Genomic DNA, 15,603 nt, shown 5'->3' on the forward strand with positions numbered 1-15,603 from the left:
ATAAATAAAAAAATTATGAAACTAATTCGGTATGTAGCCTTAGGAGCTATATTGTGGAGTTGTTCTTCTCCTAAACAAAAAGAATCTGACAACAGCTCTAGTGCAAGCACAATCATTGCGCAGAATGAAAAAAACAAAAAACTTGTTTTAGATTTTTATCAAAGTACTTTTGGGGATAAAAACTTTGATAAAATAGATCAGTATTTAGCTCCGGAATACATTCAGCATAATCCAAAAGTAGCGGATGGTGCTGAAGCTTTTAAAAAGGGAGTGCAAGAATGGCTAAAAGGAGCTCCGAAAACTAAAATAGATGTACAACATGTAGCTGCAGACGGAGATCTCGTTTTTGTCCATTTAAAGAATAAAAGACCCGATGGCGGATTGAAATCAACTATTGATATTTTCAGAGTAAAAGACAATAAAATAGTTGAGCATTGGGACGTGCATCAGGATGTTCCTGAGAAATCAGCAAATCCGCATCCTATGTTTTAAAAAAACATACATCTTCTTAGCATATCCGGAGACGCACTTCTTCGGATATTTTTTTGATCCAATTTCACCATTTATATGAATTTTCTCAGTTTTAAATGAATTATCTAGTATTCACTTTTACAATATTTTATATTTAATAATTTTGTTAAAATTTATTATTATTAAACTATAATAATTTATATATAAATTATACTTAATTAAAACACTATGGAAAAAAGTCCCGTATTTTTTGCTGATGGAAGCAGCCCGAAAATGATTGATGCTTACAAAAAAGCGCAGGAAACCTTTAAATATTTCTGGAGAGAACAATCCTGGGAGTATAGGAGAATTGTCCCGGGTCTTACTGTTTCCTGTGTAAAAGTAGCTTTTGCTCAGGATAAGCCAGGGGCAAGCGAACCCACAATTGAGCATATGTGGATCAATGAAATTGATTTTGACGGTGATCATGTAAAAGGGGTTCTAATTAACCAGCCTAATGACATTACTAATATAAAGGTAGGCGATCCTGTGGAGGTTCCTTTAGAAGAAATCAGCGACTGGCTTTTTGCTGTCTATCAAAGTCAGCCTAAAGGTCTTTCGAAAATATTTTCTTCTGCTCCGCTTCCAAAAGCTTACGGAGGTTTTACTATTCAGGTGATGCGTGAAGAAATGTCCAAATCTGACAGGAAATCCCATGATAATGCCTGGGGATTGGACTTTGGAGATTATAATGATATACAGGTTGTTAATGAACAGAAACTTCATCCAGAAAATCTTATAGAGCATCCTATGAGTAAAAACATGAAGGAAAAACTAATTGAATTTATACAACAATATCCTTCGGAGCTTACTCATACTGATGAGAAAGGATATACCATACTTCATAAGGAAACCATCGCAGGCAATTTAACTTCTGTAGAGGTATTACTGAATGCAGGGGCTGATAAGAATGTAAAAACCCATAGTGGAAAAACAGCATTAGATTTTGCAAAACAAATGAATTGGAAACATATTGTTCCCATACTTGAAAACAATTAAAGTTTATGCCTGATCCACACTCAAGCAGAGTTTATAAATTTAAAGAAGTACTCAATGACCTGATCTCTTATTTTCTATTGGGAGATTTGATTTCATTGAAAAATTACAAGGATTTACATCATCTTCCTGACGATCTTGCAACTGAATTTACTACCTATGAAAGTGGTGATAATGCAGTAAAAGAAGGAATATTAATTCCCTTGGCAGGTATAGAAAACTACCCTTACACCATTATTTTTAATCTTTCCGGAGAAACTCCTGAATTACTAAAAACTGATAGCGAACTACAGATCAGAGAAAGTGGATATATTTTAAAAATAGAAAGCGAAACCCTCCATTTATTTACATGGAGAGCCCTTAATAATTTTAAAGAATCCACAATAGAGGAATTCACACAAAATAAACCTCATATATCTCTTGAAAACGGGTGGTATACATTAGAAATTTTAGGAGGGCAAACTTTACAGGATAGTATTATTAATGAAAAAGGGGAAAATCTGATTATTAGGGAATCTGAGCCCACGCTTGAGTTTATTCTTTCTAAAACAAAAGAAAAAAAGGAATGCACAGCCGATATTTTCAGGTCATATACTTTAAAAAGTAACAGTTATTAAAATAAAAAGAGGAGCTTAAAAGCTTCTTTTTTATATCAAAGATTGATTACAACTTTTCATTTAAAGTTAATTTAATTATTCAAAGTTATTTTAGCCTCCTGAAAAGCAAGCAGAATAATTAGGAATATCTATATTCGGAGTATTGAAATAAAGTCTAAGAATCTTTTGTTTTTTCATCAACATGAGAATTCATTGTTATTCATTCTTATTTTCCTTTAAAGTTACATCTGATTTTTTCTATATTTGTACAAAACACAGGTAAGACATTATTATGGAAAAACTAAGAAATTTAAGAAAGAAAAGAGGATTCACTCAGGAGTATATGTCTAATATTCTGTCTACGGATGTGTCTAATTATTACAGAAAGGAAAGTGGTGATGTAAGAATCTATGATGATGAATGGGAAAAATTGGCTAAGGCACTTGAAGTGCCTGTAGAAGAAATAAAAGAAGACAAACCTACAGCAGTAATACATAATAGCCATGATAATACTACTTTCAATGACAATTCTGGAAGTTATTTCAACCAATATTATAATGTTCCCAGTTCTATAGTAGAAAATTTACAGGATTATATTAAAGTTCTTAAAGAACAAAATGAAGCTTTAAAAGAAGAACTACAAAAATTGAAATCGCAGAGTTAAAAATTAGAAAATATCAGCTGATATTTTTCAGCATAAAAAAGAGAAACCCAAAGGTTTCTCTTTTTTTAACATCACAGATTCACGATTTGATTACACGATTCATTGATTGGGCTACATTTTCTGTTTGACATTTTACCATCTTTGTGGTATTAAAATAAAATATTAAAATGAACACAAAGAAAGTATGGCTCGTTACAGGAGCTTCAAAAGGGCTGGGATTAGCTTTGGTAAAGAAATTACTCAACGAGAATTACCGTGTTGCGGCAACAAGCAGATCTGTAGAATCATTAGTTTCAAAAATCGGAGACATTTCTGAAAATTTTCTTCCCATAGAATTAAATTTAACAGATGATACAGCTGTCAAATCTACTATTGCAAAAATTATAAGTCATTTCGGACAGCTGGATGTTGTAGTTAATAATGCAGGATATGGGCAAATTGGAACCTTGGAAGAACTTTCAGATAAAGAAGCGCGAACTAATTTTGATATCAACGTATTTGGAACTCTCAATATCATCCGAAATACCATGCCTTATTTCCGTGAACAGAAATCAGGACACATTTTCAATATTTCTTCTGTAGGCGGATTTTCCGCATCCTTTCCTGGGTGGGGTATTTACTGTTCCACCAAGTTTGCAGTAGCCGGACTTACAGAATCATTGTCTGAAGAAGCCAAAAGTTTTGGAATTCATGCAACTGTTGTATACCCTGGATATTTCCGTACAGATTTTCTCAGCAAAGATTCCGCAAAAACCCCTGAACATCCTATTGCCGCTTATGAAGAAGCAAGAAACTCCGAACAGGCTCACCTCGATCAGATCAACGGCAATCAGCCCAATGATCCTGAAAAAGCAGCGGAAGTTTTAATTTCAATAAGTAAAGAGGAAAATCCACCGCTACATTTATTGTTGGGAATAGATGCTTATGATATCCTAAAAAATAAAACGGACATTATGTTGCAGGCCGCTGAACAGTGGAAAAATTATACTCTATCTACTGCTTTGTAATTGCAAATTAATTAATAACTTAGCTATTATGAAACAGATATTCCGTTTTAATTCTATTTCAGAATTCCATGCTTTCTGTAATCTTCCTAACTCTGAACATCCGCTGATCAGCCTTATTGATTACAGTAAAGTCCAATATCCCGCAGATGAAGCAGAATTGAAATGGATACAGAATTTTTATTCTATAGGATTAAAGCGGAATGTTAATGCAAAGTTCAATTACGGCCAACAACAATATGATTTTGATTCAGCTGTTCTATGTTTTATCTCCCCTCTTCAATTCCTTAAAATTGAGATTAACCCCAATGTAAAAATAGAACCTACAGGTTTTCTCCTTCTTATTCATCCTGATTTTCTATGGAATACTTCTCTATCTAAGAAAATTAAATCTTATGACTTTTTCAGCTATGAAGTGAAAGAAGCTCTTTTTTTATCTGATAAAGAAGAAAAAACCATTGCAGACATTCTTAAAAATATTCAACAGGAATATCAGACCAATACTGACAAGTATACTCAGGAACTTATTATTGCCCAGTTGGAATTATTACTTATTTATTCGGAACGGTTTTATGAGCGTCAATTTTTTACGCGCAAAAAATCCAGCCATGAGTTATTGGACAAGTTCTATGAAGTACTTTCTCAATATTTTGAAAATGGAAAACTTCTTGAAAATGGTATCCCATCAGTAAAGGAAGTTGCGGAACAAATGAATATTTCACCTAATTATCTGGGTACTTTGCTTCGTATCCATACTCAGCAAAACACTCAGCAACATATTCAAAATAAACTTATTGATTATGCCAAGGAACGTTTAAGCTCAACTCATTTATCTGTAAGTGAAATTGCCTATGAATTGGGATTTGAACATCCACAATCTTTCAGTAAGTTATTCAAACAGAAAACGAATCAATCTCCATTGGAATTTAGGAAATTGTTTAATTAAAAAGATTATACAAAAAGAGAGAGATTTAAATGTCTTTAAATCTCTCTCTTTTTATTAACTAAACTTCTTTTTTCTTAACCAGAAGAATAATCCTCCCAAAGCCCCGATTACCACTAAAGGAAGTAATAGATTAAACCACTGCCAGTTTGTTTTCTCTTCCGTAATCCGTTGCCTATCCAGTAACCGTTCTTCGATATTACGGTTTCTGAGTTCCATAAGATTACTGTCATCCAGTAAATAATCCAGTGCATTTCTCAGAAACTGTTCATTTCCGAACTGCTCATTGGTTAAAAGATCTACACCTAAGGGTAAAGGCTCACCTTTAATCACTTTATTTCTTCCCACATCACCATCGGCAATAATGATCATCTTATTTTCAGGACTTTCCGTCTTGAAACCAGGATAGGATTTTCTCTCAATACGGGAAGCATAAGCAGAATTAAATTTACCTTCTAAAGCTACAGCATAAATTTTTGGAGTACTTGGTTTTTCCATTTGTCCAAGGCTGTCTACACTTGCAATTTCTTTTAAGTCCACATAATTTGGAACCTGCTTTAAAAGTGTTCTTTCACTGGACTCAAAAAGGACATGTGTTTTTATATTCTTTCTTCCCCCCAATGTATCAATGGAGGTCGGAAATTCAAATTTTACAGGATTGATATTCTTTGTAATCGGATGATCATGTTCTGCTATTCCCAATGGAAAATAAGGCCATGGCAAGCTGGTATACTGAGGGTTTCCGCTCACCTCTCCTGTTACCAGCCTTAACAGCGCAAATTTCTTCACATCTTTTACCAAGGCTGGATTAATCCTTACTCCATAGTTAAAGAAGAAATCGGTCATATTGATATCTACAGGAAAAGGCATTACTTTTTTAGATCTTGTCAATGTATCCATTTCAGCATTTACCGCATCGATCATCCACAGGGTTTTACCTCCATTCATGATGTACTGATCCAGAATTACTTTTTCACCATCTGTAAACGCTTTTCTGGGTTTTGCAATAACCAGAGCATTCATCTGTTTTAAGAGTGGCACATCTGCTAAAGTCAATTCGGTCTGATTTTTAGGAATAATGGGACCTGCTTCATAGTTTTCCAATGCCAGATGCATAAACCCCTGAAATTCATCAGGGCTTAATTCATCCTGATTAATCAGGATTCCTATTTTCTTTCTTTTATCTCTCGAAATGTTCTTGATATTGGATACCAGATTATATTCTAAATTTTCAATGGATTTGGTCAGCTGCTGATCCGCATCAATCCCGGTCTGCTGCACCACTAACGGAATAGAAACTCCTCTATCTGAATATTTCACTACCGCATAAGGGAAAAGTACAATCTGTGAAACCTTTCCATCTTTTACATCAGGAAGTATGGAAGGCTGCATTCCCATTGCCATCAGAGTATCCTGAGACATTTTAGTTTTAATGGGATCTATAAATTTAAAGTCTATTTTAGAATTGATCTTTCTGAATTCTTCGAGCATAAATCTAGTTTCTCCCTGAAGCTGTTTAAAGCTTGCGGGAAAATCTCCTTCCAGATAAACATCAATCGTCAGTGGCTTTTTAACTGACTTCAAGACATTAACAGTATTTTCAGAAAGTGTATATCTTTTTTCCTTTGTTAAATCCAGTCTTATTCCTGAAACAGCCAGAATTACAGATAAGGGCAGAATTACAAATAATAAAATTCCTAGTGGAGATTTAAATGATATCTTCTTCATAATTCTACTTCTTTTTATTGATAAAATGATTAGACAATACTAACGTTAAACCTATAATGAAAACAAAATAAGCCACATCCTTAAAATCTATCAAGCCTCTGGTAAACCCTAAAAAATGCTGATAAAGACCTATATTCTGTAAGATAAAATCGGCTTCGCCTAATAATTTATAACTTGCCAACTGCTCAATTCCAAAGTACATAATAAAGCTCATAAAAACCCCGAGTAAATAAGCCATAATCTGATTCTGGGATAATGAAGAGGCTAAAATACCTATTCCGGAAAATGCTGCAATCAGGATAATCAGTCCAAAATAACTTCCAAGGGTCATTCCCATGTCTATATTTCCTTCCGGAACTCCCAAAACATATACTGTATAAAGATATATCAAAGATGGAATAAGACACAGAATTCCCACCACCCAAACGGATAAAAATTTCCCTAATACCAATTCTGAAACTTTCAAAGGCTGTGAAAACAACCAGTTTAGAGTTCCTGTCTGCTGCTCTTCCGCAAAAGTTTTCATGGACAGTGCCGGAATAATAAACATCAGCAACCAAGGAACCAATACAAAATAACTCTGAAGAGAAGCTATTCCTATTTCAAAAATATTAGAATCATTATCGAAAAAAACAAAAAAAGAGTTGCTATTAAACTAAAAGCCGCAATAATAATCCATGCGCTCCAGTTTCCAAAATAACTCCAAAGTTCTTTTTTAAAAATTGCAATCATATAGTATTAGTTTCAGGTAAATGAAGTATTTCTTTACCTATTCATCAAATTAATTTTAGGATTTATTCTTCTTATTTTTATTCACCAGTTTTACCGTCATCATTATTAATAGTACCAAAACGAGAAAACCTACAATTAATTGCCACCAATATGTAATTACTGCAGATTTCAATATTACGGTAAACACTACCAGAAATAAAATGAAAGTAGCTATTTCATTCGACTGTCTCAGTTTTATATTGGCAGTAGGAAGGCTATTTCCATTAAGCTTCTTCAATTCCAATACTTTTTTCCAGCACCAGTAATGATAAACAGCTAAACCGATTAAAAAGGTAAGTTTTAAATGGAACCAAGGGGTTTTCATCAGACCTGTATTCAATATAATCATGATGACTCCGCAAATGGTCATAATCACTCCGGCAGGAATAGTGATGATATTCCATAGTCTTTTTGCCATAAAAGTATACTGCTCCCTCAGAATTTTCTGTTTTTCTCCAATAAAATCATCTGTGTCTTTATAATACACGAATAACCTTACGAGATAAAAAATCCCGGCAAAGTAACTTACCATAAAAATAATGTGCAGCGCTTTTATAATGGTGTAAAGCATTATATAGAATAATTTTCATGCAAAGATAGAACATTTATCAGCATTTTTTAAAGCAAAAGTTTTTGTACTTCATATAAAGTAAAACAAAATATCCATAAATAATAAAATCACAATAAAAACACAAATTAAATAAACACTTGTTCAATTAAATCATTATATAATGAATAATAATTAAACAATATAAAAAAACAACAATAAAATAAATACTAATACCTTTATAAGAACAACAAAATAATATGAATATGAAAATAATTAAACTTCTTGTTGCTACTTGTTTAGCAGCCAACATTTACGCGCAAAGCGCAGGGGATCTTATTTCCTATCAATCTAATTTAGATCTGACACCTTCCGGAGTAGCTAATTTTATAGGATCCCAGGCAGGGGTTAATACTCCTGCAGAATTATTAGGTTATTTAAATAGTTTTAATGTAGGATTAAGGGCTTATCGTATAGAATATTATACTACCAATCAAGATAACAATTTAGTGAAAGCAACCGGGCTTCTCATGGTTCCTAACACCAATTATAAGCTTTCTACCGTTGTAAGCACCCACGGAACTACCGAGGGTGTACAAATGGTACCTTCCAACCTTTCACTGATGATTTTCTTTGAAATCGGTTTTGCCCTGAACGGCTATATCCTGATGGCTCCCGATTATGTAGGAATGGGGGGCGGAGAAGGCACACACCCTTATCTCAACAGCGATACCGAAGCTACTGCTACATTGGATTTTATTAAAGCGGCCAATAAAGTAATCGACCAGATCGGAAATATCAAACGATATGATGAATATTTCCTTACGGGATATTCCCAGGGTGGGCATGCTGCAATGGCCACTCTAAAAAAAGCTTCGGAAACCAATGAAATTAAATTCAAATACATGTATGCCGGTGCCGGACCATTTGATGTATCTTATTCTACATTTCAGCTGGGAGTGATGGATAAAACCATATTCCCTATTCCCGCACTTCCTTCTTATATTGTTAATATGTGTAAAATGACAGGTTATAATGTCTACAACAGCAGTCCGGCAGAAATCATAGCTCCTGCGTACCTCGATGATTACACAAAAAATGTAACTAATCGTGCAGGAAGTTTATTATGGGGAAATCCTGTCTGGAGAGAAGTATTTAAACCCCAGTTCATTTCAAGTGTTACCAATAATCCAAATCATCCTTTAAAACAATGCTTGAAAGCCAATGACAATTATAACTGGTATAATAAGACTCCGAGTACGCTAGGATATTCAGATCCTGATTTTATTGTAAACCCCAACAGTACACCAAAAACTGAATCTGTACAAAGAGGATACTATCCCTTCTGGGATCTAAGCAAATATAAAATTGAAAAATTCTGGTGGGGACCATTAGGCCACGTAGGAGGAATAGCTCCTTATATACTGGCAGCTAACTACAAATTCAATACTTTGAGAAGCGGAGGATTCTTTAATCAATGGGCCGCTATAGGATCTGTATTTTCTAAAAATACAAATGACATTCAGGAAAACCCTGATATTTTCAGAAAATCCAGCATAGACATGAGTTTTGGAGATCATATTAAGGTAGAACAGGTTTATAACTTCAGTACAGAGAAAGTTTCCAGTCAAAGGTTTACAGAGAATAATATTTCTTCGCTAAAAGATGGGGTTTACCTGATCAAGGCTAAAGTAAACGGAAAAAGCCAAGAAATTCCTTTTGTAAAGTCTACCCCTGCAATGGTAGAATATAAAGAAGCGGTAAAAGATGATTCGGATCACCGTCTTATTCTCAATGCCTCTCCTGAGGACATTGCTCACATTAATATTCTAAAAGATAATAAAATCATTAAAACAGTTTCATCCAATGAATATAAAAATAATGGTATTTCTCTTACGGGATACGAATACTATGATCTTATATTTGAGGTTGTTGCTAAGGAATACACTGTTCAATTTCAAAAATTATCGGATAAGGCAATTAAATCTGAAAACATAAATGTGGTTCCAAATAACAGTTCATTGACGATCATTTCAGATCTACCTATGAAAGAAGTAAGTGTATTTGATATGAACGGAAGAAAAGTTTATAATCAATCCTCAGTGCAAAGTACCAGAACCCAAACAAATACTTTATTAAAAGGAGTATATATTGTAACGGTTCTGCTGGACAACGGTAAAACCATTACCAAGAAAGTATCCTTATAAGGATACTTATTTTACCAGAAAACGACCATCTGAGATGGTCGTTTTTATTTATTGTGAAACTGTATAATCAATTATAGATTCATCCGGTTTGAGCTCTATTCTTTCAGCTCCCAGATTAAGATAATACTTTTCCATTTTGTCCAGATGGTCTTCACTGGTTTCTTTACCTTTAATATGGCGGGAATAGTCACTCCATATCTTAATAAAGAAATTATCTTTAACTAAAACCCTGTAATTGGATTGTTCAAAATTCTGTTTCAGATATTCCTCCAGATCAGTCTTCGTATTAAACTGATAAATATAAACCCCTCCGTCATTGATATCATCTTTAGGATCCTCATAAGGAAGCATATATAAAGACTTTATCCTAGCGGCTATATCTGATCCTGCAATTTTAGAAATTAAAGTTGTATCCTCAGTATTAAAAGGAATACGGGTAATTCCTATTTTCTTCATTTCTTCATTTACTTTTACCGGTTTCATTCCCTGCAGTTCCATATTATAAAGACCTAAGTCCAAAATACTTTGTGCAAAGCTTAACTGAAAACAAATAAAGCCCGCCAATAAGAAGATCTTTTTCATAAATACTCGCGTTAAAGGGTTGACCTAAGAAATTACTCCCAGCTCTTTTCCTACTTTTTCAAAAGCCGCAATTGCCTTATCCAAATGTTCTCTTGTATGAGCAGCTGATAACTGTACTCTTATTCTTGCTTTCTCTTTCGGTACTACCGGGTAGAAGAATCCTATTACATAAATTCCTTCATCCATCAATCTTTCTGCCATTTTCTGTGAAAGTGGAGCATCATAAAGCATTACAGGAACAATAGCAGCATCACCATCAGGAATATCAAATCCTTTTGCTTTCATCTGGGTTCTGAAATATTCAGCATTCTCCATCACTTTATCTCTTAGTGAAGTATCATCAGAAATCATATCCAACACTTTCAATGCAGCACCTACAATCCCAGGAGCTAATGAATTGGAGAATAAATAGGGACGTGAACGCTGTCTTAGCATATCAATAATCTCTTTTTTACCGGAAGTAAATCCTCCAAGTGCTCCTCCCAATGCTTTTCCTAATGTAGAAGTAATAATATCTACTCTACCCATTACCTCATTAGCTTCATGGGTACCACGACCTGTTTTACCTATGAATCCGGTAGCATGAGAATCATCCACCATTACCAAAGCATTATATTTATCTGCTAAATCACAAACCCCTTTCAGGTTTGCTACAATACCATCCATTGAGAAAACTCCGTCGGTAACAATAATTTTAAAACGGTGTTTTTTTTCAGAAGCAGCGATTAACTGTGCTTCCAGATCTTCCATATTGTTATTTTTATAACGGTACCTTGCTGCTTTACATAAACGAACTCCGTCAATAATGGAAGCATGATTCAGCTCATCGGAAATAATAGCATCCTCTTCAGTAAATAACGGTTCAAAAACACCTCCGTTAGCATCAAAACAAGCTGCATACAGAATAGTATCTTCTAATCCCAAAAAACCGGCAATTTTCTCTTCAAGCTGTTTATGAATATCCTGAGTCCCACAAATAAAACGAACTGAAGACATCCCATATCCATGGGATTCTATCATATCCTGAGAGGCTTTCATTACTTCCGGATTATTGGATAGCCCAAGATAATTATTAGCACAAAAGTTTAATAGTTTTTTCCCGTTGGCTTCGATTTCAGCACTTTGCTGAGAAGTAATAATTCTTTCTCTTTTATAAAGCCCGTCATTTTCGATATTCTTAAGCTCGTTCTGTAAAGTTTCAAGATATTTTTCAGAAATCATTCTATAAATTTTTAGATGTGCTAATTTAATAAAAAAAGCCATTTCATCCCTGAAACAGCTTGGCAATTTTCCATAATGCGATAACAATTACTGAATCAGAGGAACAACAGTATGTGACAGCATTTGCTGAACATTTTCCACATTCTTTTTATCCAGCTTTTTATAATCTTTCCAATTAGTTACCATTACTACTTCTCCCTTATCATTAATCACTATAAACTTGGAGAAGTCAGGGATTATTTCAAATTGAGCAGGGGTAATATCATTTATAAAAGCCTTATTACGCTTTTTAACTCCTCCTTCATATACGGAATCTTTCAAAACCAACATTTTGGCATCCATAGATTCATTTTCTACAATTTTAACAGCATTTTTTAACCTATTGTCTTCTTCTGATTCTACCAATAATACGTAAACATTCGTATTATAATCTTTTTCAAGTCGTAAGGCATCAGGAAGATGTTTAATGCATGGAGCACACCAGCTCGCTAGCGTGTAAAATACCGTATTAGGCTTATCCGAATTTCTTGCAATACACTGCAGATCATTTTTATCAACTGTTGTCAGATTTATATTTTTGGATTGCTGCAAGTAACAGCTGCCTTGTTGCCCCCACGATAAGAAGCTTACTAAGGATAATACCGGAATTAAAAATAATTTCATAATGATTCGATTGTTTATAAAAGAGTTTTCATTTTGGTTAAAAAAATTTACCATTCTATGAATGGCATGGAATGGTAAATTTAATTATTTTCTTTTTATGAATTTAAAATTAATTGGTCTTAGTTACAGATAACTCATAGCCTCCATAGTCCCCGATAGAATTATCCAGCTGATAGACTCCTGCTTTAATCACATATTTATTATTAACATCAATATCTTCATCTACATAAAAAAGTGAGGTATCATATTGGTTCGGATCCATAGTATTATTCAGTTCGATATAAGCAGCATACTTAGAAGGATCACTATAGCTCTCTCTTATAAGTCCGGTGTATGGATAATTAGCCCTTGTAGCATCCTTATTCCAAATAATAGTAATCCAGAAAGCTGCTAATCTGCATACTCCAAAGCCCATACAACCTTTTGAAGCTCTTCCAAGATCAAATGCAAATCCTACTCCTCCTCCATCAATTGCCTTGGATGTGGTATTTCCCAAGGTTCCGGTTTTGGCTCCTGAAGAGGAAACATTTTGAGATGATAAAGCCACCGGAGTTTCCGAATCCTCATTTCCGCTGCACGAACTTAGGGTTAAAATCCCTACCAATAATAAAGTACTCAAAATTGACATTGTTTTTTTCATGATATATTATTTTAAGATTAGTTTATCACGAAAATAAATAATAAATTATCACAAAAAAGAGAGTTAGTTTGCAATTATTTTGCAATAACATGCAAAATTTGCATAAAATAAGCTCAAATATAATTTATTTATAAAATAATTTTCATATTTGTAAAAACTAAAACCATGCAAAAGGAAAAACTGCGCTTCATAAGGAAAAGCAAGGGAATCACCCAAAAACAAATGGCTGATTTTCTTTGTACTGCCATTTCAAACTACTGCCGAAAAGAAAATGGTGAAGTAAAAATAATAAAAAATGAATGGGAAAAAATAGCGAAATTTTTAGATGTTGCCATTGAAGATATTTTTGAAGAGGATCGTTTTCCGGACTCCACAGGTATTAAGATACAGAATCATATCAATACTTCTATGATTGAAAGCCTTCAAGATTACATCAGACTTCTTAAAGATGAAAATACTCAATTGAGAGCAAAAATAGAGTTGCTGGAAAATATCTGATATCAAACATAAAAAAGCCCTCATTTTCTGAAGGCTTTTTTATTTTAATTTTTTAGGAATTTAATATTCTTATTTTTGATTTTCAAAATATAAATTCCCGGAATCAATTCAGTAATACCGACAGACTTCCCTGGATTAATTTTGCCTTTTTTCAATAATTTCCCATCCAATGCGTAGATTACAAACTCTTCCTCTTTTTTAAGTCCTTTTACGTGAATGTCATTTCTGGCTGGAATCGGATAAACCGTAAATGGGTCCGATTCAAAAGAAGTTGTACTTAGGGTTGCATCCTGTGTGATCATTGAATTATTTTCAAGAATCTGATATTCATAATTAAATTCGATACTGGCTACTGGAAAGGAGACAGACTCTGAAAAATACTGGTCATTATATGTATTATCCAATACAAAATATGCTACCTGTCCTCCTGTTCCATTCACTTTTACAGGTAAAGGCATTTCAAAGAAATTTACAGTAGGACTGCTTTGAGTCTGAGAAATTTTAAAGGTAATATTCTGATTTGATCCCTGTTTCCATTTTATATTATATGTAGGATATCCCTCTCCATAGACCCAGTCATTAAAAAATTCTGTAAAATCTTTTCCTGTTGATTGTAATAATGAAGCCTTCAGATCTGCAGTTTTAGCATAATTATAAGCCAGCCCCGGTCGAGAGTGATAATCCTGAACAGCTTGATAAAACAAGGAATCTCCCAATATCCACTTAAGCATCCTCACGATATAACCACCTTTAGCATAAGAAAGTCTTCCACTAAAAATTGTATCTACATCTGCCAGGTCTGCATCTGCTACATACGTGCTTCCTCCCGGTGCACTGGTGACATAATTTCTCTGATCCTGCAAATAAGATAAGAACTGGGTATGCGTCATCAAAAGTTTCTCATTAGCCAGATGTTCTCCGAATGTAGCAAACCCCTCGTTCAGCCATATATCATTCCACGTTCCACAGGTTACTTTATCTCCAAACCACTGATGAGCCAGCTCATGAGCAATAGTAGTTTTACCCCAGCTACTCATAGAAGACATAGTCTGGTGTTCCATACAAACACCATCATAATTATATTCCATATGTCCATATTTTTCATTCCTGAAAGGATAAGGACCAAAATAAGTCTCAAAAGTATTCATTATCTGCTTTGTCCATTCAATGTTAGACATAGAGGCAGTATTATTGGCTGTGCTAGGATAAATATAGTTTACAAAAGGGAAAGGAGGATTTCCGATAGTATCATTCATCTTTACAAAATCCGTAATAGAAAGAGCTACAAGGTAAGCTGCTATAGGATACATTGTTCTCCAGAAAGTAAGCTTTTGCCCATTAGCCAAGATTGTTTCAGACATCAACCTCCCATTTGCAGCCACACTATATTGTGAGGGAGTGGTTATTTTAATATCAAATCTTTCTATTTTATCATTCATACTTTGTTTTGTCGGAAACCAATCTTGCGCACCATAGGGTTCATCCAATGTAGAAAGAACAGCTGCTCCCGTATTATTTTGATAGTCTGTTGAAAAAGATTCACTGACAGGTATTCCTGAATAATAAATAGTTAATGAATCCAATACATTAGAGGGTAAAGATCCAGGAAAATTTATTTTAATTTCCTTAGTTGGCAGTTGCTGAAAGGTTAAATCTGATCCATGATATTTTACCTGGGAAACCGTGAGAGAATCAGAGAAATCAAAATAAATATTACTAATAGTCTGATTAGGTTTAAAGTGAGAGGTTACAGATCCTTCAATATTTTCATATTCAGGGTCAAGAACAAGGTCCATTCTCTGATATTGCAGGTCATAATTAAGTGTATTAGGATTAATATTTCCTGCTGACATCTTATTAACAAAAGATTTCATCTCTTTCGCCATCAATGCTTTTTTAGACTCTTTATTCTCAGATGTCTGCCCATAAAATAATGAAGAGAGGAGAATAGCCATAAATAGATAATAACATTTCATTTGTATTTTATATTTGTGTTAGAGTCTAAAGATAAAAAAAACCTTTTAATCTAATTA

General features: G+C 33.9%; 15 protein-coding genes and 1 pseudogene. 8 read left to right on the forward strand and 8 right to left on the reverse strand.

Annotated elements, in window-relative coordinates:
• Positions 1–15: 15 nt before the first annotated feature.
• From Q0A18_RS02180 to Q0A18_RS02205, 6 genes are all read left to right on the forward strand, one after another.
• Positions 16–492 (forward strand): ester cyclase, encoded by a 477-nt coding sequence (locus Q0A18_RS02180; RefSeq protein ID WP_292008531.1) that lies wholly within the window; start codon positions 16–18, stop codon positions 490–492.
• Between the two features lie 207 nt (positions 493–699).
• Positions 700–1,509, forward strand: a complete 810-nt coding sequence (locus tag Q0A18_RS02185) for a DUF2314 domain-containing protein (RefSeq protein WP_292008532.1) — start codon at positions 700–702, stop codon at positions 1,507–1,509.
• Positions 1,510–1,514: 5 nt separating this feature from the next.
• Positions 1,515–2,123, forward strand: a complete 609-nt coding sequence (locus tag Q0A18_RS02190; protein ID WP_292008533.1) for a hypothetical protein — start codon at positions 1,515–1,517, stop codon at positions 2,121–2,123.
• A 271-nt stretch (positions 2,124–2,394) separates the two neighbouring features.
• The gene (locus Q0A18_RS02195; RefSeq protein WP_292008534.1) at positions 2,395–2,766 is read left to right on the forward strand and encodes a helix-turn-helix transcriptional regulator; all 372 of its coding nucleotides are present in this window, start codon (positions 2,395–2,397) and stop codon (positions 2,764–2,766) included.
• 167 nt (positions 2,767–2,933) lie between these two features.
• A complete protein-coding gene (locus Q0A18_RS02200; RefSeq protein WP_292008535.1) occupies positions 2,934–3,773 on the forward strand; it encodes an SDR family NAD(P)-dependent oxidoreductase in 840 nt (279 codons plus the stop codon).
• A 28-nt stretch (positions 3,774–3,801) separates the two neighbouring features.
• Entirely contained in the window at positions 3,802–4,716 is a 915-nt protein-coding gene (locus Q0A18_RS02205; RefSeq protein ID WP_292008536.1) for a response regulator transcription factor, read from the forward strand.
• A gap of 54 nt (positions 4,717–4,770) precedes the next feature.
• Here the strand turns inward: Q0A18_RS02205 and gldG are convergent, their stop codons facing one another.
• The 3 genes and pseudogenes from gldG to Q0A18_RS02220 form a co-directional block, all read right to left on the reverse strand.
• Positions 4,771–6,441 (reverse strand): gliding motility-associated ABC transporter substrate-binding protein GldG, encoded by a 1,671-nt coding sequence (gene gldG, locus Q0A18_RS02210; protein ID WP_292008537.1) that lies wholly within the window; start codon positions 6,439–6,441, stop codon positions 4,771–4,773.
• A 4-nt stretch (positions 6,442–6,445) separates the two neighbouring features.
• A pseudogene (locus Q0A18_RS02215) lies at positions 6,446–7,173 on the reverse strand (ABC transporter permease).
• A gap of 55 nt (positions 7,174–7,228) precedes the next feature.
• The gene (locus tag Q0A18_RS02220) at positions 7,229–7,783 is read right to left on the reverse strand and encodes a CopD family protein (protein ID WP_292008538.1); all 555 of its coding nucleotides are present in this window, start codon (positions 7,781–7,783) and stop codon (positions 7,229–7,231) included.
• A gap of 242 nt (positions 7,784–8,025) precedes the next feature.
• On the opposite strand from Q0A18_RS02220, the gene Q0A18_RS02225 reads away from it, so the two are divergent.
• On the forward strand, positions 8,026–9,966 hold the full coding sequence (locus Q0A18_RS02225) for a T9SS sorting signal type C domain-containing protein (RefSeq protein ID WP_292008539.1): 1,941 nt from the start codon (positions 8,026–8,028) through the stop codon (positions 9,964–9,966).
• Between the two features lie 48 nt (positions 9,967–10,014).
• Here the strand turns inward: Q0A18_RS02225 and Q0A18_RS02230 are convergent, their stop codons facing one another.
• From Q0A18_RS02230 to Q0A18_RS02245, 4 genes are all read right to left on the reverse strand, one after another.
• On the reverse strand, positions 10,015–10,548 hold the full coding sequence (locus Q0A18_RS02230) for a hypothetical protein (RefSeq protein ID WP_292008540.1): 534 nt from the start codon (positions 10,546–10,548) through the stop codon (positions 10,015–10,017).
• A 24-nt stretch (positions 10,549–10,572) separates the two neighbouring features.
• Positions 10,573–11,769: a glycine C-acetyltransferase gene (gene kbl / locus Q0A18_RS02235; RefSeq protein WP_292008541.1), complete on the reverse strand. Its 1,197-nt coding sequence runs from the start codon at positions 11,767–11,769 to the stop codon at positions 10,573–10,575.
• 87 nt (positions 11,770–11,856) lie between these two features.
• Positions 11,857–12,432: a thioredoxin family protein gene (locus tag Q0A18_RS02240; protein ID WP_292008542.1), complete on the reverse strand. Its 576-nt coding sequence runs from the start codon at positions 12,430–12,432 to the stop codon at positions 11,857–11,859.
• A gap of 109 nt (positions 12,433–12,541) precedes the next feature.
• Positions 12,542–13,072: a hypothetical protein gene (locus tag Q0A18_RS02245; protein WP_292008543.1), complete on the reverse strand. Its 531-nt coding sequence runs from the start codon at positions 13,070–13,072 to the stop codon at positions 12,542–12,544.
• A gap of 165 nt (positions 13,073–13,237) precedes the next feature.
• On the opposite strand from Q0A18_RS02245, the gene Q0A18_RS02250 reads away from it, so the two are divergent.
• Positions 13,238–13,570, forward strand: coding sequence for a helix-turn-helix transcriptional regulator (locus tag Q0A18_RS02250; RefSeq protein WP_292008544.1), 333 nt, complete (start codon positions 13,238–13,240; stop codon positions 13,568–13,570).
• Between the two features lie 44 nt (positions 13,571–13,614).
• Here Q0A18_RS02250 and Q0A18_RS02255 read toward each other — a convergent pair whose 3' ends face one another.
• On the reverse strand, positions 13,615–15,525 hold the full coding sequence (locus Q0A18_RS02255) for a M1 family aminopeptidase (RefSeq protein ID WP_292008545.1): 1,911 nt from the start codon (positions 15,523–15,525) through the stop codon (positions 13,615–13,617).
• Between the last annotated feature and the right edge of the window lie 78 nt (positions 15,526–15,603).

Origin of the sequence: Chryseobacterium sp., assembly GCF_022712095.1 — a bacterium.
Lineage (GTDB): Bacteria > Bacteroidota > Bacteroidia > Flavobacteriales > Weeksellaceae > Chryseobacterium.